This is a genomic window from Maritimibacter fusiformis (assembly GCF_008086115.1).
Lineage (GTDB): Bacteria > Pseudomonadota > Alphaproteobacteria > Rhodobacterales > Rhodobacteraceae > Muriiphilus > Muriiphilus fusiformis.
The window spans coordinates 42,700-65,555 of sequence record NZ_VSIY01000001.1 but is presented as its reverse complement, the minus strand read 5'-3'; the positions used below and the strand labels follow the sequence as shown (position 1 = coordinate 65,555).

24 protein-coding genes are annotated in these 22,856 nt (G+C 66.7%); 13 read left to right on the top strand and 11 right to left on the bottom strand.

What is annotated here, in order from left to right; genetic code table 11:
* Together nadA and FVF75_RS00325 are read right to left on the bottom strand one after the other, a co-directional pair.
* Entirely contained in the window at positions 1 to 1,053 is a 1,053-nt protein-coding gene (gene nadA, locus FVF75_RS00330; RefSeq protein ID WP_148375752.1) for a quinolinate synthase NadA, read from the bottom strand.
* 88 nt (positions 1,054 to 1,141) lie between these two features.
* Entirely contained in the window at positions 1,142 to 1,756 is a 615-nt protein-coding gene (locus FVF75_RS00325) for a LuxR C-terminal-related transcriptional regulator (RefSeq protein ID WP_246137956.1), read from the bottom strand.
* 98 nt (positions 1,757 to 1,854) lie between these two features.
* On the opposite strand from FVF75_RS00325, the gene FVF75_RS00320 reads away from it, so the two are divergent.
* The 7 genes from FVF75_RS00320 to FVF75_RS00290 all read left to right on the top strand — a co-directional run bounded on the left by FVF75_RS00320 (position 1,855) and on the right by FVF75_RS00290 (position 7,958).
* A complete protein-coding gene (locus FVF75_RS00320) occupies positions 1,855 to 3,054 on the top strand; it encodes a substrate-binding domain-containing protein (RefSeq protein ID WP_148375750.1) in 1,200 nt (399 codons plus the stop codon).
* Positions 3,055 to 3,121: 67 nt separating this feature from the next.
* Entirely contained in the window at positions 3,122 to 3,889 is a 768-nt protein-coding gene (locus FVF75_RS00315) for an ABC transporter ATP-binding protein (protein ID WP_148375749.1), read from the top strand.
* Positions 3,886 to 4,590 carry an ABC transporter ATP-binding protein gene (locus FVF75_RS00310; RefSeq protein ID WP_148375748.1) on the top strand — a complete coding sequence of 235 codons (705 nt, stop codon included), beginning with the start codon at positions 3,886 to 3,888 and terminating at the stop codon, positions 4,588 to 4,590. Before FVF75_RS00315 ends, FVF75_RS00310 begins: the two co-directional genes overlap by 4 nt.
* 8 nt (positions 4,591 to 4,598) lie before the next feature.
* Positions 4,599 to 5,591 carry a branched-chain amino acid ABC transporter permease gene (locus tag FVF75_RS00305; protein ID WP_148375747.1) on the top strand — a complete coding sequence of 331 codons (993 nt, stop codon included), beginning with the start codon at positions 4,599 to 4,601 and terminating at the stop codon, positions 5,589 to 5,591.
* A 7-nt stretch (positions 5,592 to 5,598) separates the two neighbouring features.
* Positions 5,599 to 6,672: a branched-chain amino acid ABC transporter permease gene (locus FVF75_RS00300; protein ID WP_148375746.1), complete on the top strand. Its 1,074-nt coding sequence runs from the start codon at positions 5,599 to 5,601 to the stop codon at positions 6,670 to 6,672.
* Positions 6,669 to 7,517 (top strand): alpha/beta fold hydrolase, encoded by an 849-nt coding sequence (locus tag FVF75_RS00295; protein ID WP_148375745.1) that lies wholly within the window; start codon positions 6,669 to 6,671, stop codon positions 7,515 to 7,517. The genes FVF75_RS00300 and FVF75_RS00295 overlap by 4 nt, the downstream gene beginning before the upstream one ends.
* 147 nt (positions 7,518 to 7,664) lie before the next feature.
* Positions 7,665 to 7,958 (top strand): hypothetical protein, encoded by a 294-nt coding sequence (locus FVF75_RS00290; RefSeq protein ID WP_148375744.1) that lies wholly within the window; start codon positions 7,665 to 7,667, stop codon positions 7,956 to 7,958.
* 27 nt (positions 7,959 to 7,985) lie between these two features.
* Here the strand turns inward: FVF75_RS00290 and ilvN are convergent, their stop codons facing one another.
* From ilvN to FVF75_RS00260, 6 genes are all read right to left on the bottom strand, one after another.
* Complete coding sequence (ilvN, locus tag FVF75_RS00285) at positions 7,986 to 8,549, bottom strand: acetolactate synthase small subunit (RefSeq protein ID WP_148375743.1); 564 nt, start codon at positions 8,547 to 8,549, stop codon at positions 7,986 to 7,988.
* A gap of 13 nt (positions 8,550 to 8,562) precedes the next feature.
* On the bottom strand, positions 8,563 to 10,317 hold the full coding sequence (locus tag FVF75_RS00280) for an acetolactate synthase 3 large subunit (RefSeq protein WP_148375742.1): 1,755 nt from the start codon (positions 10,315 to 10,317) through the stop codon (positions 8,563 to 8,565).
* Between the two features lie 269 nt (positions 10,318 to 10,586).
* Positions 10,587 to 11,417: an arginyltransferase gene (locus FVF75_RS00275; RefSeq protein WP_148375741.1), complete on the bottom strand. Its 831-nt coding sequence runs from the start codon at positions 11,415 to 11,417 to the stop codon at positions 10,587 to 10,589.
* Positions 11,418 to 11,527: 110 nt separating this feature from the next.
* Positions 11,528 to 11,983 (bottom strand): RDD family protein, encoded by a 456-nt coding sequence (locus tag FVF75_RS00270; RefSeq protein ID WP_148375740.1) that lies wholly within the window; start codon positions 11,981 to 11,983, stop codon positions 11,528 to 11,530.
* 68 nt (positions 11,984 to 12,051) lie between these two features.
* A complete protein-coding gene (locus tag FVF75_RS00265) occupies positions 12,052 to 12,528 on the bottom strand; it encodes a DUF2852 domain-containing protein (protein WP_148375739.1) in 477 nt (158 codons plus the stop codon).
* 113 nt (positions 12,529 to 12,641) lie between these two features.
* A complete protein-coding gene (locus FVF75_RS00260; protein ID WP_148375738.1) occupies positions 12,642 to 13,112 on the bottom strand; it encodes a YbaK/EbsC family protein in 471 nt (156 codons plus the stop codon).
* 102 nt (positions 13,113 to 13,214) lie between these two features.
* On the opposite strand from FVF75_RS00260, the gene FVF75_RS00255 reads away from it, so the two are divergent.
* Complete coding sequence (locus FVF75_RS00255) at positions 13,215 to 16,013, top strand: bifunctional [glutamate--ammonia ligase]-adenylyl-L-tyrosine phosphorylase/[glutamate--ammonia-ligase] adenylyltransferase (RefSeq protein ID WP_148375737.1); 2,799 nt, start codon at positions 13,215 to 13,217, stop codon at positions 16,011 to 16,013.
* Entirely contained in the window at positions 16,010 to 16,279 is a 270-nt protein-coding gene (locus FVF75_RS00250) for a hypothetical protein (RefSeq protein ID WP_148375736.1), read from the top strand. Before FVF75_RS00255 ends, FVF75_RS00250 begins: the two co-directional genes overlap by 4 nt.
* Before the next feature lie 76 nt (positions 16,280 to 16,355).
* Here FVF75_RS00250 and eda read toward each other — a convergent pair whose 3' ends face one another.
* Complete coding sequence (eda, locus tag FVF75_RS00245) at positions 16,356 to 17,000, bottom strand: bifunctional 4-hydroxy-2-oxoglutarate aldolase/2-dehydro-3-deoxy-phosphogluconate aldolase (protein ID WP_187392940.1); 645 nt, start codon at positions 16,998 to 17,000, stop codon at positions 16,356 to 16,358.
* A gap of 10 nt (positions 17,001 to 17,010) precedes the next feature.
* Entirely contained in the window at positions 17,011 to 18,816 is a 1,806-nt protein-coding gene (edd, locus tag FVF75_RS00240; RefSeq protein ID WP_148375734.1) for a phosphogluconate dehydratase, read from the bottom strand.
* Positions 18,817 to 19,099: 283 nt separating this feature from the next.
* On the opposite strand from edd, the gene FVF75_RS00235 reads away from it, so the two are divergent.
* From FVF75_RS00235 to FVF75_RS00225, 3 genes are all read left to right on the top strand, one after another.
* Positions 19,100 to 19,690: a DUF6778 family protein gene (locus FVF75_RS00235; RefSeq protein WP_148375733.1), complete on the top strand. Its 591-nt coding sequence runs from the start codon at positions 19,100 to 19,102 to the stop codon at positions 19,688 to 19,690.
* Between the two features lie 95 nt (positions 19,691 to 19,785).
* A complete protein-coding gene (locus FVF75_RS00230; RefSeq protein ID WP_148375732.1) occupies positions 19,786 to 20,982 on the top strand; it encodes an RSP_2647 family RNA methyltransferase in 1,197 nt (398 codons plus the stop codon).
* A complete protein-coding gene (locus FVF75_RS00225) occupies positions 20,979 to 21,524 on the top strand; it encodes an RSP_2648 family PIN domain-containing protein (RefSeq protein ID WP_148375731.1) in 546 nt (181 codons plus the stop codon). Before FVF75_RS00230 ends, FVF75_RS00225 begins: the two co-directional genes overlap by 4 nt.
* Here FVF75_RS00225 and FVF75_RS00220 read toward each other — a convergent pair.
* Positions 21,521 to 22,315, bottom strand: a complete 795-nt coding sequence (locus FVF75_RS00220; protein ID WP_148375730.1) for an enoyl-CoA hydratase — start codon at positions 22,313 to 22,315, stop codon at positions 21,521 to 21,523. The genes FVF75_RS00225 and FVF75_RS00220 overlap by 4 nt on opposite strands.
* 57 nt (positions 22,316 to 22,372) lie before the next feature.
* Between FVF75_RS00220 and FVF75_RS00215 the strand changes: the two genes are divergently transcribed.
* On the top strand, positions 22,373 to 22,795 hold the full coding sequence (locus tag FVF75_RS00215; RefSeq protein ID WP_148375729.1) for a PaaI family thioesterase: 423 nt from the start codon (positions 22,373 to 22,375) through the stop codon (positions 22,793 to 22,795).
* Positions 22,796 to 22,856 lie beyond the last annotated feature (61 nt).

The following is a 22,856-nucleotide window of genomic DNA, read 5'->3' as shown; positions in this document are numbered from 1 at the left end:
TCAAAGGCCCAGCTCGCGGCTCATGTCGATCATCCGCTCGACCGCGCGGCGGGCTTTGCCTGCGACCTCGGGGGCGACGATGACCTCTTCGCGCCCGGTGTGCAGCGACCACAGGATCTTTTCCAGCGTGATCTTCTTCATGTAGGGGCACATGTTGCACGGGCCGACGAAATCGACGCCCGGCAGGTTGTCGGCGATGTTGGAGGCCATCGAGCATTCGGTGACCAGCATCGCCTCTTTCGGCTGCTCGTCGGTGACGTATTTGACGATACCGCTGGTCGAGCCGGAGAAATCCGCCTCCGCGATCACCTCGGGGGTGCATTCGGGGTGCGCGATGATCCGGGTGTCGGGATGCAGCGCGCGGTATTCGCGCAGGTCGTTGGCCGTGTATTGCTCATGCACGATGCACGAGCCGGCCCACCAGACCACCTTTTTCTCGGGCACCAGGTTGGCGACGTTCTGGGCCAGGAACTGGTCGGGCGTCATGATGATCGTGTCCTCGGGCAGGGCGGCGACGATCTGGGCGGCGTTGGACGAGGTGCAGCAGATATCCGAGGCGGCTTTGACCTCGGCGGTGGTGTTGACGTAGCTGACCACCGGCGCACCCGGATAGCGCGCGCGCATTTCGGCCACGCCTTCGGCGGTGATGCTTTCGGCCAGCGAACAGCCCGCCGCCATGTCGGGGATCAGCACGGTCTTCTCGGGGTTCAGGATCTTCGAGGTCTCGGCCATGAAATGCACGCCGCATTGCACGATGATGTCGGCCTCGACCTTGGTGGCCGCGATCGCCAGTTGCAGGCTGTCGCCGACCACGTCGGCAACGCCGTGGTAGATCTCGGGCGTCATGTAGTTATGCGCGAGGATGACCGCGTTCTTTTCGGCCTTGAGCTTGTTGATCGCGGCGACATAGGGCGCGTGGACCGCCCAGTCGACCGGGTTCACGACCCGGTCCATGCGCGCGTAGATATCGCCCATCTGCGACGCCAGCTCCGGGTTCGGGGCAAGGTCGTAGTGTTTGGCGAGTTCGTCGCGGATATTTGCCAGGTCGAGCACGATAATCCCCAATCAGGTAGAGAGAATGCCGGTTTACACGGGGGGGCGCGGGGGTTTCAAGCGTATTGCGCCCCGGGCGGGCACGGCGTCAGGCCTTGGGGCCGTGGGAGATGATGTGATCGCCCTCGATCGCCCCCAGCGCGTTGAACAGGGCAGAGGTATTCTTGACCTCGAACTTTTTCAAGAGCTTGGCGCGGTAGACCTCGACGGTGCGGTGCGAAATGTCCAGTTTTCGGGCGATTTCCTTGCTCGACAGTCCTTCGGACAGATGGCTGAGAATCTCGCGTTCACGCCGGGTCAGGGGAAAATAGGGGCGGGTGGGCGACAGGTCGGCAAAGCTCCAGACCGCACGTTGCAGGGGCGCGTCGGGGGTGAAGGAATGGCCACGCACCCGGCACCAGAACAGGGTGCCGTCGCGGCGCGCCATCACGCGCTCGTCCCAGTAGCGGTTGGTTTCCTGCAACTGCTTGATGCCCCGGTCGCGGATGTTGCGAAACTCGTCGTCGGAGGGGTAGAGGATCACGAAAAGCTGGTCGCGCAGCTCGGCGCGGGCATAGCCGAACATCTCGGCAAAGGCGGTGTTGCAGTCGCGGATCACCCGGTTTTCCGTCACCACCAGCCCGACCGGCGCATACATATAGGCCAGCTCGGCCAGAGAGCCGCCGCCGAAAGCCTCCTGATCTTCGTTACGTATTTCCACCAGCTTGCCCCGAAGCGCCCTGTGCTGAATGTTGCGGACACAAACTAGACGACCGCTCGCACCGGCACAACAGCGGCGCGATGTCGACAAGGGAGGATACCATGAAAGCATTCACGCGGCTCGCTGCCGTGCTGGCCGGCGCCATCGCCTTTGCAGGCCCGGCGGCGGCGCAGGACCCGATCAAGATCGCGGTGGTGCAGGGCATGTCAGGCTCGAGCCTCGAGGCGTTTTCGCGCCAGTCCCTGACCGGGTTCGAGATGGGCATCGAATATGCCACCGGCGGCACCAACGAAATCGACGGACGCCCGATCGAGATCATCGTGAAGGACACCCAGTTCAAGCCCGACGTGGCCCGTGCTGTTCTGGCCGAGGCTTACGGCGACGACGAGGTGCTTTTGGCGGTGGGCGCAACCTCGTCCGGCGTGACGCTGGGCATGTTGCCGATTGCAGAGGAATACGAGCGGCTTCTGATCGTCGAGCCCGCCGTGGCCGATGGCCTGACCGGGCCGGACAGCAACCGCTATGTCTTCAAGACCTCGCGCAACTCGTCGATGGACATGCAGGCCCAGGCGTTGGCGTTGCAGCCGGACGAAAACCTCTATGTCGCCACCCTGGCCGAGGACTATGCCTTCGGCCATGACGGGATCGAGGCGTTCAAGGCCGCGCTCGACGGCTCCGGCGCGACCGTGGTGACCGAGGAATACGTGCCGCAGGGCACCGCCGACTTCACCGCCGCGGCGGAACGGATGTTCAACGCGCTGAAAGACAAGGACGGCCGCAAGGTCATCCTGATCTATATCGCCGGCGGTGGCGATGCGCCGGGCAAGATCCAGGCGATGGACCCGGGCCGGCACGGCATCGAGATCTCGATGGGCGGGCATATCCTGGCGGTTCTGCCGACCTACAAGCGGTTCCCCGGCATGGAAGGCGCGATCTATTACTACTACGAAGCCTACGACAACCCGGTGAACAACTGGCTGGTGGAAGAGCACATGAAGCGCTTTGACAGCCCGCCCGACTTCTTCACCGCTGGCGGCATGTCGGCCGCACTGGCCGTGGTCAAGGCACTGGAAACCGCCGACAGCTACGACACCGAAGACCTGATCGCGGCGATGGAAGGCATGTCCTGGGACACGCCCAAGGGCGAGATGACCTTCCGCCCCGAGGATCACCAGGCGCTGCAAAGCATGGTGCACTTCAAGATCCGCGTGGATGACGACGTGGACTGGGCAATCCCCGAGCTTGTGCGCATCATCGAACCGGGCGAAATGGACATCCCGATCGGTCGCACCAACGACTGAGCCACGTTCCGGCCCGGCATCGTCCGGGCCGGGCCACCCCCCGCGCAAAGCCCCGGCGGATTTTCCCATGACAACGCCCTCTCTCGAAACCCGCGATCTTACCATTAGGTTCGGCGGCCATGTCGCGGTGAACCGGGTCTCGGCGGCCTTTCGACCCGGTGAGCTGACGGCCATCGTGGGACCGAACGGCGCTGGCAAGACCACCTATTTCAACCTGATTTCAGGGCAGTTGGCGGCAAGCTCGGGCCAGGTGCTCAAGGACGGAACCGACCTGACCGGCATGGCGCCCTCGACCCGCGCGCGCCACGGCATCGGGCGTGCGTTTCAGCTGACCAACCTGTTTCCCGCCCTCAGCGTGCTTGAAAACATCCGCCTCGCGGTGCAGGCGCGCGCCGGCGAGGGCTGGCGCATTCTCAGACCCGTGGGCCGCTTTGGCCACCTGACCGAAGCCGCCGAGCGGTTTCTCGAGGCCACGCGCCTGACCCACCTGGCCCACCAGCCCGCCGCGGCCCTGCCGCATGGCGACCAGCGCAAACTGGAAGTGGCGCTTCTGATGGCGATGGAGCCGGACATCTACATGTTCGACGAGCCGACCGCGGGCATGTCGCTGGACCACGCGCCCGACGTGCTGGACCTGATCGCCACGATCAAGACCGACCCGGCCAAGACCGTGCTGCTGGTCGAGCACAAGATGGACGTGATCCGCGCGCTGGCCGACCGCATCATCGTGCTGCACAACGGCGAGCTTCTGGCCGACGGCCCGCCCGCCGAGATCATGGACAGCCAGGTGGTGCGCGATGTCTACCTCGGCACCGCGACGGAGGAGACGGCATGAGCCTGCTGTCGCTCGAGGATGTGAGAACCGATATCGGGCAATACGCGGTGCTGCACTGCATCTCGCTCGAAGTGCCCGAGGGCGGCGTGTTTGTGCTGCTGGGCCGTAACGGGGCGGGCAAGACCACCACGCTGCGCTCGATCATGGGGTTGTGGCGGCCCAAGGCGGGCGCGATCCGGTTTCAGGGCGAGGTGATCTCGGGCCTGCACACCGCCGAGATCGCGCGCAAGGGCATCGCCTATGTGCCCGAGAACATGGGGATATTCGGTGGGCTGACGGTCGAGGAAAACCTGGTGCTGGCGACCGAAAAGGGCAAGTTCGACCCGGACCGGCTGGCGCGCATCTACGGGCTGTTCCCCGCGCTTGAACAGTTCTGGACGAAACAGGCCTGGAGCTTGTCGGGCGGGCAGAAACAGATGCTGGCGGTGGCGCGCGCCATCGTCGAGCCGCGCGCGCTGATCCTGATCGACGAGCCGACCAAGGGGCTGGCCCCCTCGATCGTGGCGGCCATGGCCGAGGCGTTCCGCGACATCGCCCGGACCACCACCATCCTGCTGGTCGAGCAGAATTTCCACTTCGCCAAGAGCCTCGGGCGCGACATGGCGGTGATCGAGGACGGGCGCGTCGTGCATTCCGGCACCATGGCCGGTTTCGCCGCCGATGCCGAGTTGCAAAACCGCCTGCTGGGCCTGGCGACCTAGGAGACATCATGGACAGACTGGCAGAACAGATCGGGCGTTTCGGAGGGGTCAACCTGTTGCCCGTCGCGCTGGCGCTGGTGGCTTTCGTGCTGATCGGCGCGCCCTCGTCCTGGGTGACGCTGACGGTCGCGGGGCTGGCGATGGGGCTGATGGTGTTCTTGATGGCCTCGGGCCTCAGCCTGGTGTTCGGGCTGATGGACGTGCTGAACTTCGGCCATTCCGCCTTCATCAGCTTCGGCGCCTTCGTCGCGGCCTCGGTGCTGATCGCGCTGAACCACTGGCTGGTGGCCGACAGCGTGATCCTGAACGCGCTGGCGCTGGCGTTTGCCTTCATCGCGGCGATCGGCTTCGGGCTGGTGGCGGGCTGGTTGTTTGAGACGATCATCGTGCGCCCGGTCTACCGCGACCACCTGCGCCAGATCCTGATCACCATGGGCGCGCTGATCGTGTCCGAACAGGTGATACTGGCGATCTGGGGCGGCACCCCGGTGACGGTGCCGCGCCCGCATTTCCTGGAAGGATCGTGGATCATCGGGGATGTGAGCATCGAGGTCTATCGCGGCTTTGCCTTCGTCCTGGGCGCGCTGATCTTCGTGGGCCTGCATTTCCTGCTCAACCGCACCCGGATCGGCCTGCTGATCCGGGCAGGTGTCGAGAACCGCGAGATGGTCGAGAGCCTCGGCTTCAACATCGACCGTCTGTTCATCGGCGTGTTCATGCTGGGCTCGGCGCTGGCGGCATTGGGCGGCGCGATGTGGGCAGGATACGAGACCCTGATCACGCCCGCACTGGGCGGCGAGATGATGATCATCGTCTTCATCGTGGTGATCATCGGCGGGCTTGGGTCAATCCGCGGCACGCTTCTGGGTGCGATCATCGTCGGGCTGACGGCGAATTACGTCGGCTACCTCGCGCCCAAGCTGGCGCTGGCCTCGAACATGATCCTGATGATGGCAATCCTGATGTGGCGCCCCAAGGGGCTGGCGCCGGCGGTGAAGTGAGGCGGTGATGGCAAAGCAGGACACAACCGGAGCCAGGGCGGTCAAGATCGCCGTCTTCCTGATCGCGGCGCTTCTGCTGTTCGCGCCGTTTCTGTTCCAGGACGTGCGCGCGCTGGAAGTGGCGGCGCGGATCTGCATCTTCATCGTGCTGGTGGCGAGCTATGACCTGTTGATCGGCTATACCGGCATCGTCAGTTTCGCGCACACGATGTTCTTTGGCTTCGGCTCCTACGGCGCCGCGATTGCGCTGAAACAGATGGGGCCGGGGTGGGACGCGGTGGCGCTGGGGGCGCTGGCGGGGGCGGCGGTGTCGTTGGTCGTCGCGGTGGCGATCGGTCTGGTTTCTTTGCGCGTCAAGGCGATCTTTTTCGCCATGATCACGCTGGCGGCGGCCTCGGTCGCGCTGGTGCTGGCCTCGCAACTGTCGCACCTGACCGGGGGCGAGGACGGCATCACCTACCGCGCGCCGGACCTGTTCAAACCCGCGACCAAGCTTCTGACCGATGCCGACGGCAAGGTCGTCGAGTGGTTCGGCGTCAAGCTCAACGGCAAGATCGCGGCCTATTACTTCGTCTTCACCAGCGCGCTGATCCTCTTTGCGGTGATGTTTCGCCTGACCGTGTCGCCGCTTGGCACCGTGCTCGTGGCGATCCGCGAGAACGAGGCGCGTGCCGAGGCGATCGGCTACCGCGTCGTGGCCTACCGCACCTTCGTGTTCTGCGCCTCGGCGCTGGTCGCCTCGCTTGCTGGCTCGGTCTATGCGGTCTGGCTGAAATACACCGGCCCCGACACCGCGCTGTCGTTTGCCATCATGATCGACATCCTTCTGATGGTGGTGATCGGCGGCATGGGCACGATGTGGGGCGCGGTGGTCGGGGCGGTCCTGATGGTGATGGCGCAATACTACCTGCGCGACCTGATGGGGGCGGCGTCCGAGGCGCTGGCGGGCGTGCCGCTGTTGCCCGACCTTCTGAACCCCGACCGCTGGCTGTTCTGGCTGGGGATCATCTTCATCCTGCTGGTCTATTTCTTTCCCAAGGGCATCGTCGGCACCATCATGCAGAAGGGCGCGCGGACATGAGCGTGCCGCGGTTCTCGTTCGTCCCGGTGATGGATCACGAGATCCACGTCACCGAATGGGGCGATCCGGGCAATCCGGCCCTGATGATGTGGCACGGGCTGGCGCGCACCGGGCGCGATTTCGACGAGATCGCGGCGGCCCTGTCGGACCGTTATTTCGTGCTCTGCCCCGACCTGATCGGGCGTGGGCTGTCAAGCTGGGCCGAGACGCCCGAGGCGGAGTATTCGGTGGAATTCTACGCTGGCATCGCGCTCGACCTGATCGACCGTTACGGGCTGGAGCGGGTCGGCTGGCTGGGCACCTCGTTGGGCGGGCTGATCGGGATGCGGGTGGCGTCGAGCCCGGTGGCGGCGCGGCTGACCTGCCTGATCGTCAACGATATCGGCCCCGAGCTGCCGGAGCCCGCGATCGAGCGTATCCTGACCTATGTCGGCGCGCTGCCCGAGTTTTCGCGGGTGTCCGAAGGCGAGGCCTGGCTGCGCGAGGTCTATGCGCCGTTCGGCCCGGCGCATGATGTGTTCTGGCAGCGGATGGCGCGCACCTCGCTGCGGCGCATGTCCGGGGGCGGGCTGACCCTGCATTACGACCCGCGCATCACGGTGCAGTTCCAAGCCTCGCGCCCGGAACTGACAAGCTGGGACCGCTGGGCGCGGATCGAGACACCGACCCATGTGCTGCGCGGCACCCAGTCCGACCTGCTGACTGCCGACATCGCCGACCGGATGGCGGAAAGCGGCCCGAGGCCGGGCGTCACCGACTTTGACGACTGCGGCCATGCGCCGACGCTGTCACGCCCGGACGACGCGGTCCTGATCCGTGCGCTTCTTGCAACATTGTGGCAATGATCCGCGTATCTCATGGTCTGCACGAAGGGTCGCATTGATTTCGGTCAATGCGTATCGCAGATACTTCTTTTACACATTCCCGTTACGGATCACCCAGAAGGATGACCGGCGGGGTTTGGTCGCGCTGCTTTTGTGCAGGAGGCAAGATTGATCGGGCTGGTTTTGTGGCACAATCCCGAAGTGGGCGTGGGCGTCATCTGGTGCGAGGATCAGGGGCCACTGGCCTTTCTCGGACCCGAGGTGGCGCTGCCCGAAGGGATCGTCGCGATGCACCCCGGTGACGAGATCAAGCTGCTTGTTCAGATCCGCGACGGGGTGCGTTACGTGTGCGAGATCACGTCCCTGCGCGCCGGCAAGCCCGGCACCGACCCGCGCGCGATCCTCGCGGGGGCGGCGGCGCAGGTCTCCGCAACACCCCCCGATCTCAAGATCGTCGCCTGACCGCGCCCGGGCCGGCTCTGCAGCCTGCTACTGCGCGCCGCGGCTCAGCGCCGCGACGCCGGTGCGCGCGCTTTCCACAAGGCCGAGCGGGCGCATCAGGTCGGTGAAGGCGTCGATCTTTTCCGGCGTGCCGGTGATCTCGAACACGAAGCTTTCCAGCGTCGAATCCACCACGTTGGCCCGGAAGATGTCGGCCAGCCGCAGCGCCTCGACCCGCTTGTCGCCGGTGCCCGAGACCTTGCACAGCGCCAGTTCGCGCTCGACCGACGCGCCTTCGACCGTGAGGTCATGCACCTCGTGGACCGGCACGATGCGGCCAAGCTGGGCCTTGATCTGCTCGATCACCGCCGGGGTTCCGGTGGTGACGATGGTGATCCGCGACATGTGGCCGGTGTGATCGACCTCGGCCACCGTCAGGCTTTCGATGTTGTAGCCCCGGCCCGAGAACAGCCCGATCACCCGGGCCAGAACGCCCGCCTCGTTGTCGACCAGAACGGCCAGCGTGTGACGCTCGTAGATCTCGGCGTTGGGGTCGCGAAGCTCATAGGCCGATTTGCGGGTGGAGCCTTTTTTGATATTGAGAGCAGCCATTTATCCGTTCTCCTTAAACCAGAACCGCACCGGACGACCCGATCGCGTCGTCGGTCGAGGCATCGCCCAGCAGCATCTTGTTGTGCGGCTCGCCCGAGGGGATCATCGGGAAACAGTTCTCGTGCTTCTCGACCAGCACGTCGAGGATGAACGGCCCGTCATAGGCCAGCATTTCCTTGATCGCGTCGTCAAGCTCGGCGGGGTCTTTCACCATCCGGCCCTTGCAGCCGAAGGCTTCGGCCAGCTTGACGAAATCGGGCAGGCTTTCCGACCAGGAATGCGAATAGCGTTCGCCGTGCAAGAGCTGCTGCCACTGGCGCACCATGCCCAGGCGTTCGTTGTTCAGGATGAACTGCTTGATCGGCAGGCGGAACTGCACCGCCGTGCCCATTTCCTGCATGTTCATCAGCCACGAGGCATCGCCGGCGACGTTGATCACCAGGCTGTCGGGATGCGCCATCTGCGCGCCGACCGTGGCCGGCAGGCCATAGCCCATCGTGCCAAGACCGCCCGAAGTCAGCCAGCGTCCCGGCTCCTCGAACCCCATGAACTGCGCCGCCCACATCTGGTGCTGGCCCACTTCGGTGGCCACGTAGCGATCCATGCCGCGGGTGAGTTCCTCAAGCCTTTCAAGGGCATACTGCGGTTTGATGATCTTGTCGGAATTGGTGTAGCTCAGGCATTTCACCGCCTGCCATTTCTCGATCTTCGTCCACCACTTGGCCAGCGCGTCCTTCTGCACCTTGCGCCCGCGCGCCTTCCAGATGCGCAACAGGTCCTCGAGCACATGGCCGACATCGCCGATGATCGGCAGATCGACATGGATCACCTTGTTGATCGACGAGGGGTCGATGTCGATATGCGCCTTTTTCGAGCCGGGCGAAAAACTGTCCAGCCGCCCGGTGATCCGGTCGTCAAAGCGTGCGCCGACGTTGATCATCAGATCGCAGTCGTGCATCGCCATGTTGGCTTCGTAAAGCCCGTGCATCCCCAGCATCCCCAGCCACTTGTCGCCCGAGGCCGGGTAGGCGCCCAGACCCATCAGGGTCGAGGTGATGGGAAAGCCGGTGGCCTCCACCAGTTCACGCAGAAGCTGGCTGGCGCCGGGGCCGGAGTTGATCACGCCGCCGCCGGTGTAGAAGATCGGACGCTCGGCGGTCTCGATCATCTCGACCAGCCGGGTGATCGCGGCCGTGTCGCCCTTGACCTGGGGCTGGTAGTGGCTGACCCGCGCCTTGGCCGGCGGGGTATAGGTGCCGGTGGCGAACTGCACATCCTTGGGGATGTCGATCAGGGTCGGGCCGGGGCGGCCGGACTTGGCGACGTGAAACGCCTGGTGGATGATCTCGGACAGCTTGCTGGTGTCCTTGACCAGCCAGTTGTGCTTGGTGCAGGGCCGGGTGATGCCGACGGTGTCGGCCTCCTGAAACCCGTCGGTGCCGATCATGAAGGTGGGCACCTGGCCGGTGAGCACCACGATCGGGATCGAGTCCATCAGCGCATCGGTCAGCCCGGTGACCGCATTGGTCGCGCCGGGGCCCGAGGTCACCAGCACCACGCCGGGCCTGCCGGTCGAGCGGGCATAGCCCTCGGCGGCATGGACCGCGCCCTGTTCGTGGCGCACCAGCACGTGGCGAATGTCATTTTGCTGGAAAATCTCGTCGTAGATCGGAAGGACCGCCCCGCCGGGATAGCCGAATACCGTGTCCACACCCTGATCCTTCAGGGCCTGAACCACCATTTTCGCTCCGGTCATCTGACGTGTCATTGTTCTCTCCGTTCCACGCTCATCAGAAAAAAAAGCCCCCGGTCTTACGGGGGCGCATGGGAATATATGAGGGTTACGTCACCGTCCCATGCACCAATCTTCCACGATTACAAGAATGCGCTGCATTCCAGGCTCCTTTTCAACGTGGGCGACATTATGGGGGGCTGTCGGGGGCGTCAATGCCGAAATGCGTGAATAAAGTGTCGCAGGGCGGGCCGTGCCCGGATTTTTTGTTCCGCGATTCGGGCCGCGCGCGCAACTTATCGCATTCAGCGCCGCACCGGGGCCGCGTGCGGCAGGGTGATCTGGGCCACCTGTTCGGCAATCGGATCATTGGACAGCGGGTGTGGTTCCGAGCTGAACGCGGCCGGGTCGGCCAGTTCGGTCCATCTGCCGCCGGTATAGATCTCCAGCGCCGAAAAGCGCGCCTTGTAGGCCATCTTGGGGCTGCCCGGCACCCAGTAGCCGAGATAGACGTAAGGCAGCCCGGCTTCGCGCGCCAGGTCGATGTGATTGAGGATCACGTAGGTGCCCAGGCTGTCGCCGGCGCGGGCGGGGTCGTAGAAGCTGTAGACCATGCTCAGCCCGTCATCGAGCACATCGGTCAGGCAGACCGCCGCCAGGCTCTTGCCGCCGTCCTCATCCGGCGCGGAATACTCGATCACCCGGCTCTTGATCGGGGTTTCCTCGATCATCGCGGCAAACTCGAACACGTCCATGTCGGCCATGCCGCCATCGGCGTGGCGGTCGTCGAGGTAGTGGCGAAACAGGTCGTATTGCTCTTCGGTCGCCCAGGGCGCGCGGGTGCGGCGGGTGAGGTCGGTATTGCGGCGGATCGCCCGGCGCTGGCTTTTCGACGGCTTGAAATCCGCCACCCGGATACGCGCCGACAGGCAGGCCGAGCATTCGGTGCAGGACGGGCGGTAGAGCACGTTTTGCGAGCGCCGGAAGCCCTGCTTGGACAGGGCGTCGTTCAACTCCGCCGCCTGTTCGCCCTGCAGCGCTGTGAACAGCTTGCGTTCCATCCGCCCGTCGAGATACGGGCAGGGCTGCGGCGCCGTCACATAGAATTGCGGGGCGAGCGGAAGAGTATGGCGCATGGTGCGTCGTCGGTTATGAAGCGGTGAAAAGGCCCGTTGGCGCCAAACGTATCAACAGACCGGCGTTCCGCCAACCCCCCGACCGCCAGGGATGTGCATATCCGCCGATCTCAGCTTCGCGCATTGCGGTTCACCGCGGCGGTGCCCAGCACCATGTCGCTCAACCCCTGGCCACGCGGCGTGGTCAGCATCAGGATGATCGAGGCGATCTGCGGCAGGACCATCGCCATCGAGACCGAAAAGCCCAGCGTGTGCAGAACCGCCGTGGTCAGGTCCAGCCGCTCGCCCCGGTGGTTGCGGAACTCGATCGCGGTCATGCGCATTCCCGGCGTGGCCGACGAATTCGCGATGGTGACGGTGCGGTAGACGAAGCCGACCGCGAGCAGCAGGAAGCCGAAAAAGAAAAAGCCGATCCCGACGGTCATCAGCGACAGCAGGATGACGATGGCCAGGATCAGGATGGTGTCGATCACCCAGGCGATGGCGCGCTTGGTCGGCACGTCGGCGTAGAACTCGGCCTGGCTGTGCGGATCGGGCAGGCCCCAGAGAGCATCGGGCGTGTGCATGTGGTCCTCTTGGCAAGATTGCAGGCGCGGCCCCCGGTCAGGGCCGCGCCCGTGTGTCGGGCTTTGGGTCAGGCGGATTGCTTGCCGGTGTCGGCGTCGTCGTCCGCGTTCTCGTCCTCGATGGCTTCGTCGCGCGGGGCACTGGCGCGTTCGTCCATGAACTGGTCGAACTCGCGCTTGTCCTTGGCGGCGCGCAGCCGGTCGAGGAAGGCTTCGAACTGTTCCTGCTCATCCATCAGCCGTTGCAGCGTCTCGGCCTTGTAGGCGTCGAACGCGGTGTTGCCGGACGAACGGAAGCCATGGCGGCGGTTCATCCGCTCGGTGTGGCGGTGCGAGTGGGTGCGACCGTGGCCGCAGGATTTGTTGAACATCCGTTTGCTCCAGATCAGGTAGAACAGAATGGCCAGACCGACCGGCCAGAAGGCGATGAAGCCAACGACCATGACGGCGATCCACGCGCCCTTGCCGCGTTCGTCCAACCAGGCTTCCGACTTGGTGAACCAGTTCTGCGGACCGGAACGGTCGAATTCGGTGGCGGTAGACATTTATGGCTCCTTTCGGACTGAGGTTTGATGTGAACCCTTTTCACATTGAACAGATTGGCACCCGTGGTCCGGGTTTCAAGGAAAAATGTGAAGGCAGTTCACATTAATTTCGATTATGATGTAAAATCAATCTTTTGCGCCCCGCTGAGGCGCAATATTTCGCGCGGATCGGCGGCGAAAATGTGCCGGGGCGTGCCGGCGGCGGCCCAGACGAGGGCGAAATCCAGCAGCCTCGGGTCGAAAAAGGCGTGGATCGGGTTCAGGTGACCGATGGGCGCGACACCGCCGATGGCAAAGCCGGTCTGCGACCGGATCAGGGCGGCATCGGCCTTGCCAAGCGCCTCGCCCGCAGCATGGCTGGCCTTGGCCGGGTCGACCTGGTTGCCGCCTGCGGTCAGGAACATCACCGCCCGCCCGTCGGCCTCGCCGCGAAACACGATCGACTTGACGATCTGGTCGATGTCGCAGCCCGCCGCGCGCGCGGCCTCGTCCGCCGTGCGGGTGCCCTCGGCCATCTCGAGGATGTCCGCCGTGATGCCGCCGGCCTCCAGCGCCGCGCGCACCCGTTTCAGTGATTTTGACATGCGCCGCCTCCGGGTTTCATGGTCCACGCCGGTATTCCATGCCGGCCACCGCTTGGCCACCCCCGCTTGACCGCCCCCGAGGCGCGACGCATCTTGCCAGCCATGACATTCGCCGCCCGCATCACCCGCCAGCCCATTCCGTTCGACCGCGACCAGGGCGCGGACAGCGCCGGGGCGTTCGACGACCTCGCCCCCGAGCTGGTCGAGCTGATCCGGGGCGCCGCCGGGTCCAGCCCCTATCTGAAAAGCCTGATCGACCGCGACCGCGACTGGCTGCGGCAGGCGTTCGAGATCGGCCCCGAGGCGGCGTTCGACGATGCCACCCGGGTCGAGGGCGACACCGACAAGGCGCTGGGCAGCAGTCTGCGGCTGGCCAAGCGACGGGTGGCGCTGTTGACCGGGCTGGCCGACCTGGCCGGGGTCTGGACGCTGGAAGAGGTGACCGGCGCACTTACCCAGTTTGCCGATCTGGCCACCGACCGGGCGCTGAAACACCACGTCGGGCGCGAGATCGCGCGCGGCAAGCTGCCCGGCGCGACCGAGGACGATATCGCCACCGCCGGGGGCGCCGTGGCCATCGCGATGGGCAAGATGGGCGCGCATGAGCTGAATTATTCCTCGGATATCGACCTGATCATGGTGTTCGACCAGGACCGCTATGACCCGGTCGATTTCCATGACGCCCGTTCCAGCCTGGTGCGCGCCACTCGGCGCATGGCGGCGATGCTGTCGGAGATGACCGGCGAGGGTTACGTGTTTCGCACCGACCTGCGCCTGCGCCCCGACCCGGCGGTCACCCCGGTGATCCTGTCGATGGGCGCGGCGGAGGGCTATTACGAAAGCGTCGGGCGCACCTGGGAGCGCGCGGCGCATATCAAGGCGCGGCCCTGTGCCGGCGATATCGCGGCAGGCGCGGCCTATCTTGAGCGGCTCAGCCCCTTCGTCTGGCGCAAGCACCTCGATTTCGCTGCCATCCAGGACGCCCACGACATGCGGCTGCGCATCCGCGAACACAAGGGGCTGGGCGGCAAGGTCGTGCTGGAGGATCACGACATTAAGCTCGGGCGCGGCGGCATCCGCGAGATCGAGTTCTTCACCCAGACCCGCCAGATCATCGCCGGCGGGCGCGACCCCGACCTGCGCCAGCGCGGCACCGTTCAGGGGCTCGCGGCGCTGGCCGACAGGGGTTGGGTGCCCGAGGATGTGGCCGCGCGCCTGACCGGGCACTACCGCAGCCACCGCGAGGTCGAGCACCGGGTGCAGATGGTCAACGACGCCCAGACCCACCGTCTGCCCTCGACCGGGCCGGGGTTCGCGCGGCTGGCCGCGATGATGGGCGAGGGCGACGTGGCGGCGCTGCGCGCGCGTCTCGCGGCGGCGCTCGACGAGGTGCACACGCTGACCGAGGGCTTTTTCGCCCCCGATGAGCCGCGCGCGGCGGTGACCGGACTGGACGAGGAGACCGAGGCGATGCTTGCGCGCTGGCGCAACTACCCGGCCTGCCGCTCGGCCCGCGCGTCGCGCATCTTCGAGCGCCTCAAGCCCGACCTGCTGACCCGGATGCAAAAGGCCGCGCGCCCGCGCGAGGCGCTGACCCAGTTCGACGCCTTTTTGCGCGGCCTGCCCGCCGGGGTGCAGCTTTTCTCGCTGTTCGAGGCCAACCCGCCGCTGGTCGACCTGATCGTGGACATTGCCGCCACCGCCCCGGCGCTGTCGGTCTATCTGGGCCGAAATTCGCAGGTGCTCGACGCGGTGATCGGGGGCGATTTCTTTGCCGAATGGCCGGGGCAGGCCAGGTTGGCCGCTGACCTCTCGGCCCGGCTGACGGCATTGCAGGGGGATTACGAAGGCCAGCTTGACGATGCGCGGCGCTGGGCCAAGGAATGGCATTTCCGCATCGGCGTGCATCACCTGCGCGGGTTGATCGACGGGGCCGAGGCGGGCGGGCAGTATTCCGACCTGGCCGACGCGGTGCTGGCGACGCTGTGGCCGGTGGTCGTGGCGCAGTTCGCCGAAAAGCACGGGCCGCCACCGGGCAAGGGCGCGGTGCTTGTGGCGATGGGATCGCTGGGCGCGCGCAGCATAATCTCGACCTCGGACCTCGACCTGATCGTGATCTACGACCCGGACGGGGTCGAGGCCTCGGACGGGCGCAGGCCGCTGGCCAGCCGGGCTTATTACGCGCGCCTGACCCAGGCGATGGTGACCGCGCTGTCGGCCCCGATGGCCGAGGGCAAGCTCTACGAGGTCGACATGCGCCTGCGCCCCTCGGGCCGGCAGGGGCCGGTGGCGACCTCGCTGGAGAGCTTTCGCGCCTACCAGCGCGAAGAAGCGTGGACATGGGAACACCTGGCGCTGACCCGCGCGCGCCCGGTCGCGGGCGAAGACGAGATCGGCGCGGCGGTCGAGGCGCTGCGCGACGAGGTGCTGAACGCGCCGCGCGATATCGGGAAAACCATCGCCGACGTGGTCGAGATGCGCACACGGATTGCCGAAGCCAAGGGTCCGCGCGGGCCGCTCGATGCCAAGATCGGGCCGGGACGGATGCAGGATGTCGAGCTTGTGGCGCAATGCGCTGCGATCCTGGCGCCCGAAACGCCGCGCGGTGTCATGGAGCAGATCGACCAGGGCGTCGCGATCGGCTGGATCAACGCAGACGAGGCGGCGGCGCTCAAGGCCAGTTACGGGTTGTTGCGGCCGATGCAGGCGGCGGCGAAACTGTTGACCGAAGGGACGCTGGATCTCGAGGCGATCGGGCAGGGCGGGCGCGATTTCCTGTTGCGGGCGACCGGCGAAGCCAGCATTGAGAATCTGGGCGCGGCGGTCGCGGCGCGAAGCCGGGCCGCCGAGGAGGCCATCGAGGCGATTTTGGCGCGTAAACCCGGGGAGGCGGCGACATGAGTGACGAGGGTTTTGATCCGCGCGGGTTGATCCGCGAAGCCTACCGGATCGAGGGGATCAGCGAGGCCGAGTGCCGCTCGATCTTTTTCGACTGGGCCCTGTCGCGGCCCGAGGCCCCGGACGAGGCCACCCAGATTGCAGCGCTGCACGCGCGCCACGCCAAGGCCGCGCCCGAACACCCGATGAGCCGGGTTCTGCGCGAGGGTCTGGCCGGGGTCGCCCAGCCACGCGGTCGGCGCGGCGGCGCGCGCGGGCGGCGGCATTAGGCACGCGCTTTCGGGAGAGCCGCTTGCCTGAGTCGATTAGTTTCTAGTACAAATACTATGGCTTATGCGCGACAGTTCAAGCGCGCGGCAGGGCGGCGGCGTCGCGGGCCAGCGCCTCGATGCCAGACCAGTTCTCGGCCATCACCATGTCTTTCGGGGCGACCCAACTTCCACCGGCGCACAGCACGTTGGGCAGGCCTAGGTAGGTGGCCGCGTTCTGCGGGCTGACCCCGCCGGTCGGGCAAAAGGCGATCTGCGGCAGGGGCGAGGCGAGGGATTTCAGGAACGGCGCACCGCCCGCGGCCTCGGCGGGAAAGAACTTCAGCACCCGGTAGCCGCGTTCGAACAGCCGCATCGCCTCCGACGCGGTGGCCGCACCCGGCAGGAGCGGCAGGTCTTCGGCCTCGCAGGCGTCAAGCAGCGCGTCGGTGGCGCCGGGCGAGACGCCGAACTGCGCGCCCGCGGCCTTGGCGGCGCGCACGTCGTCGGGGGTGATCAGCGTGCCGGCCCCGACCACGCCACCCTCGACCCGGGCCATTGCCGCGATCACGTCAAGGGCCGCCGGGGTGCGCAGCGTCACCTCGAGCGCGGGCAGGCCACCCGCGACAAGGGCGCGGGCCAGCGGTTCGGCATGGGCCACGTCCTCGACCACCAGCACCGGCACGATCGGGGCAAGGCGGCAGATCTCTGCGGTGCGGGCGCTGGCGTCCTGGGGCGTCATCGGCAACTCCTTACACGACCACCGCCGCGCCGTCGCGGGCGGGGCCGACATTCTGGCGAAAGACCTCGAACAACTCGCGGCCAAGGCCGGTCCGGTTGGCTGAAAGGTCGGCGGTGGCGGGCGCGCGGCTGTCGAAATCCTCGGCCAGCACGTTCAGCGTGCCCGCGTCCGCGTCAAGCCGGATCATGTCGCCGTCGCGGATGCGCGCGATCGGGCCGCCGTCCATCGCTTCGGGCGAGATATGGATCGCCGCGGGCACCTTGCCCGACGCCCCGGACATGCGCCCGTCTGTGACCAGCGCCACCTTGAAGCCCCGGTCCTGCAGCACCGACAGCGTCGGGGTGAGGGCGTGCAGTTCCGGCATCCCGTTCGATTTCGGCCCCTGAAAGCGCACCACGACGACCACGTCGCTGGCCAGATCGCCGGATCTGAAGGCCGCCTGCACGCTGTCCTGATCGTGAAACACCCGCGCGGGGGCTTCGATGACGTGACGCTCGGGGGCGACGGCGGAGACCTTGATGACACCTTCGCCAAGGTTGCCGGTCAGTTGCACCAGCCCGCCGGTCTTCTGGAACGGGTCGGCGACGGGGCGCACGATCCTGTCGTTGAGGCTTTCGCGCGGGCCGGGCTCCCAGCGCACGCGGGCGCCGTCGAGCTTGGGTTCGCGGGCATAGGCGGCCAGCCCGGTTCCGGCGACGGTGCGGGTGTCGGGGTGCAAAAGCCCCTCGGCCAGCAGGTCGCCGATCAGGTAGCCAAGGCCCCCGGCGGCGTGGAAATGGTTCACGTCGGCCAGTCCATTGGGATAGACCCGCGCCATCAGGGGAGTGATCGCGGAGACATCGGCGAAGTCTTCCAGCGCCAGTTCGATCCCGGCGGCGCGCGCCATCGCGACCATGTGCATCACCAGGTTGGTCGAACCGCCGGTGGCCATCAGCCCGACCAGCGCATTGACGAAGGCGCGCTCATCCAGCACCTGGCTGGCCGGGGTGAACTCGTTGTCGAGTGCCGTGATCGCCAGCGCGCGGCGCGTGGCCTCGCCGGTCAGGGCATCGCGTAGTGGCGTGCCGGGGTTGACGAAACTCGCCCCCGGCAGGTGCAGCCCCATGAATTCCATCAGCATCTGGTTGGAGTTGGCGGTGCCGTAAAAGGTGCAGGTGCCTGGCCCGTGGTAGGCCGCCATTTCCGAGGCCAGCAATTCCGCGCGCCCGACCTCGCCGGTGGCGAATTTCTGGCGCACCTTGGCCTTTTCGTCGTTCGAGATACCGGTGGTCATCGGACCTGCGGGCACGAACACCGCCGGGATATGGCCGAACGTCGCGGCCGCCATCACCAGCCCCGGCACGATCTTGTCGCAGACCCCGAGATAGAGCGCGGCGTCGAAGGTGTTGTGGCTGAGCGCGACCCCGGCGGCCAGCGCGATCACGTCGCGCGAGAACAGGCTGAGTTCCATGCCCATCGCGCCCTGGGTGACGCCGTCGCACATCGCGGGAACCCCGCCTGCGACCTGGGCGGTGGCGCCCTCGGCGCGGGCGGTGGCCTTGATCAGGTCGGGAAAATCCTTGAACGGCTGATGCGCCGACAGCATGTCGTTATAGGCGGTGACGATGCCGAGGTTGGGGGCGCGGCCATTGGCGAGCGCGTCCTGATCCTCGCCCGCGCCGGCATAGGCATGGGCCTGGCCGGAGCAGCTCAGGTGCGCGCGTTTCGGCCCGTCTTCGGCGGCGCGCGCCATGCGTTCGAGGTAATCGGCGCGGCGCGGGCGCGAGCGCTCGACGATGCGTTGGGTGATATCGGTCAGTTTCGGGTGCAAGGCCATGGGGTATCCTGTTCGTCCGGCGGTCCGCCAATCGCGGGCTAGCACACCCAGATAGCGCTAACAAGGGTTAGCGCTAACACGAGGGGCCGCACCGATCATCGCCGCGATCGCGGGGTTGATTTGTTTCGCGCAGCTCGACAATAGGTCGAAAACCGCACCTTTGGCTCGCCATTTCCACATTTCTGCCGCCATTCGGCGGGAATGTTCCTCCAAATACAACGACGGCCCGCGCCGGGTCGGGACATGGAGAACCATTATGACACCCATTCGAGTCGCCCTGGCTTTGACTGTCGCATTCGGGCTGGGCGCCTGTGCCCAGGTCGGCGACGTGACCCGTGCCTCGCCGCTGATGCCGCTGATCGGCGGGGCGGGCGATGCGCCGGCGGGCGTGGCGCTGCCGCGTGACTACAAGGTCGTGGCGGTCGAGGTCGCGGTGCCGGCATCGCTGGTGGTCGCCGAGGACAACAGCTACAAGCCGCGCGGCGATATCGTCTGGCGCGAGGACGGGCCGGGCGACCGCCGTGCCCAGGTCGACGGTCTGGTGACCGACGCGCTTCGCGGCGCGGTCGCGGACCTCAACGGTGCGCGCAAGGTCCGGCTTGAAGTCGTGGTGACGCGGTTCCATGCCCTGAGCGAAAAGGCCCGGTTCAGCGCGCCGTCGGGGCTGGCCACGCATGATATCCAGATGACCATGGCGGTGCTCGACGCGGCCACCGGCGAGGTGATCGAGGCGGCGCGTCCGGTCGGGTTCAAGATCGACGCCCATACCAGCGAAGATGCCATCGCCGACATGGCCCGGGGCATCACCCAGCGCAGCCGGATCAGCGAAGCGCTGGTCGGGATGGTGCGCCGTGAGCTTGGCGCCACCGGCTGAGGCAGGCCACAGGCACAACAAGGCGCGCGCCCGGCCCGGCGCGCGCCTTTCCTTTTGCGCTTTTCGCCTTTTCGGTCCTCCTGTAGGCAGGGCGCATGACAGCAGATCGCCCCATCATCCGCCTGAAACCCAAGGTGCAGCCGCGCGCCGTTCGCCACGGCTTTCCCTGCGTCTATGACAACGAGATCGTGACCGACCGGCGCACCAAGGCGCTGGCGCCGGGCACGATCGCGCGGCTGGAGGATGCCGAGCGCGCGCCGCTGGGCACCGTCGCGGTGAACCCCAATTCGCGCATCTTCGCCCGGATGCTGGACCGTGATCCGGATGCGGTGATCGGGCCGGACTGGCTGCGCGCGCGGCTGGAGGCTGCGCTGGCGCATCGGGCGCGGCTGTTCGAGGCCCCGTTCTATCGCCTGGTGCATGCCGAGGCCGACGGGCTGCCCGGCGTGGTGATCGACCGGTTCGGAAATGTCGCGGTGATCCAGCCCAACGCCGCCTGGGCCGAGGTGTTGCTGGAGCCGCTCGCTGCAGCATTGGCCGGGGTCACCGGGGTGTCGACCATCGTGAAAAGCGCCTCCGGCCGCGCGCGTGGCCTTGAGGGGCTGGACGACGAGACCAGGGTTATCGCCGGAACGCTCGACGGCCCGGTGCCGGTGGAGATGAACGGCGCGACCTACATGGCCGACCTGATTGGCGGGCAGAAAACCGGGCTGTTCCTCGACCAGCGCCCGAACCATGCCTTTGCCGCAAGGCTCGCCAGGGGCGCGCGGGTGCTCGATGTGTTCAGCCATGTCGGGGGCTTCTCGCTGGCCGCGCTGGCCGCCGGGGCCACGGGCGCGCTGGCGGTCGATGGCTCGGCGCCGGCGCTGGCGCTGGCCGAAGAGGGGGCCACGCGGTCGGGCTTTTCCAAGCGGTTCGCGACGCGGCAGGGCGATGCCTTTGCCGTGCTCGAGGCGCTGGCGCAGGAGGGGGCACAGTTCGACGTGGTGATCTGCGACCCGCCCGCCTTTGCGCCCACGAAAAAGGCGCTGGAGGCGGGCCTGCGCGCCTATGAGCGGATTGCACGCCTGGCCGCACCGCTGGTCGCGCCGGGCGGCTATCTGGGCCTGTGTTCCTGCTCGCACGCCGCCGATCTCGACAGGTTTCGCACCGCCTGCACCCGTGGCATCGGCCGCGCCGGGCGCGGGGCGCAGCTGATCCACACCGGCTTTGCCGGGCCGGACCATCCGCAGCACCCCGCACTGGCCGAAAGCGGCTATCTCAAGGCGCTGTTCTACCGGCTGATGCCGTGAAGGTGCTGCTGGACGCCTGCGTGCTCTATCCCACGGTGATGCGCGAAGTGGTGATGGGCGTGGCCGCCGAAGGGCTGTTCGAGCCGCTGTGGTCGGCGCGCATCCTCGAGGAATGGGCGCGCGCGGCGGCCAAGCTGGGGCCGGGGCAGGAAACGCTGGCGCGCGGCGAGATCGCGGTGCTTGAGGCACGTTGGCCCAGGGCCTCGGTGTCGCCGCGCGATGGCGATCTGGCGCGGCTGTGGCTGCCGGATGAAAACGACGTGCATGTGCTGGCCGCCGCGATTGCCGGGTCGGCCGATATCCTGTTGACGCTCAACACCAGCGATTTCCCCCGTCACACCCTGACCGAGGAAGGCATCGCGCGGGACGTGCCCGACCTGTTCCTGCGCAGGCTTTACGACAGCCACCCGGAATCTGTCCGCAAGGTCGCAGAAGCGGTGCGCGCCGAGGCCGAGCGGCTTTCGGGCGAGGCCTGGCCGATGCGAAAGCTGATGAAAAAGGCGCGCCTGCCGCGTCTGGGCAAGGCGCTGGAGGCCGACTAGCTGTCCGCCCAGTCCGGTTTGCGCTTTTCGATGAACGCCTGCACCCCCTCGGCGGTGTCGCGGTAGAGCATGTTCTCGGCCATCACCTCGCCGGCATAGTCATAGGCCTCGGCCAGCCCCATTTCGGCCTGCTCATAGAAGGCGCGTTTGCCGATGCGGACCGCCGCGGTCAGCTTGGCGGCGACCACGCCGGCAAGCGCCATCGCCTCGTCCGTCAGCGCCTCATGCGCCACCACCCGGTTGACCAGCCCGACCTCGCGGGCGCGCGCCGCGTCGATGAATTCGCCGGTGGTCAGCATCTCGAAGGCCTGTTTGCGCGGCACGTTGCGGCTGAGCGCCACCATCGGGGTCGAGCAGAACAGGCCGATGTTGACGCCGTTGACGCCGAATCGGGTGCCCTCGGCTGCCACCGCCATGTCGCAGGAGGCGACCAGTTGGCAGCCCGCTGCGGTGGCGATGCCGTGGACCTCGGCGATCACCGGCTGGGGCAGGGCGGGGATCATCTGCATGACCTCGCCGCAGCGGGTGAAGAGGTCGAGGAAATAGGCCCGCCCCTTGTCCGCGTTCGCGCGCGCCGCCTGCATTTCCTTGAGATCGTGCCCGGCGCAGAACGCCTTGCCATTGCCCGCCAGCACCACCGCGCGGATGTTCGCATCCTCGCCGATCCGGGTGAACTCGGCCTTCAATGCGGCCAGCATCTCGTCGGACAGCGCATTCAGCGCGCCGGGGTTGTTCAGTGTGAGCCGCGCGATTGACGCTGCGTCCTCACGGATCAGAATCGGGTCTGCCATCTTGTCCTCCTGCATCGTCGTCGCCCACGATAGGGGCGAGAGGCCGGAGGGAAAAGCATGAGCCTGAAAATGACGCTCGACGAGTTGCGCGCCTTCATCCACGAGGCGTTTCCGCAGGTGGCGGACGATTTCGAGATTCTCGATGTCTCGCCGATGCGCATCACCGTGCGCAAGCTGGTGCAGGACAAGCACCTGCGCCCCGGCGGCACGGTGTCCGGCCCGGCGATGTTCGCGCTGGCGGATGTGTCGATCTATCTTGCGATCCTCGCGATGATCGGCCCCAAGGCGCTGGCGGTGACGACGAGCTGTTCGGTGGATTTCATGCGCAAGCCCGCCGCCCACGCCAACCTGCGCGCCGAGGCGCGGCTGTTGAAGCTGGGCAAGGTGCTGGCCGTGGGCGACGTGATGATCTATTCCGAGGGCCACGATGCGCCGGTCGCGCGCGCCTCGATGACCTATTCGATCCCGCCCGAGCGCTGACACCATCTGCCGCGTTGACCCGGCCTGCGCCCCCGACGCAATCTCGTGCAACGTCACGCGA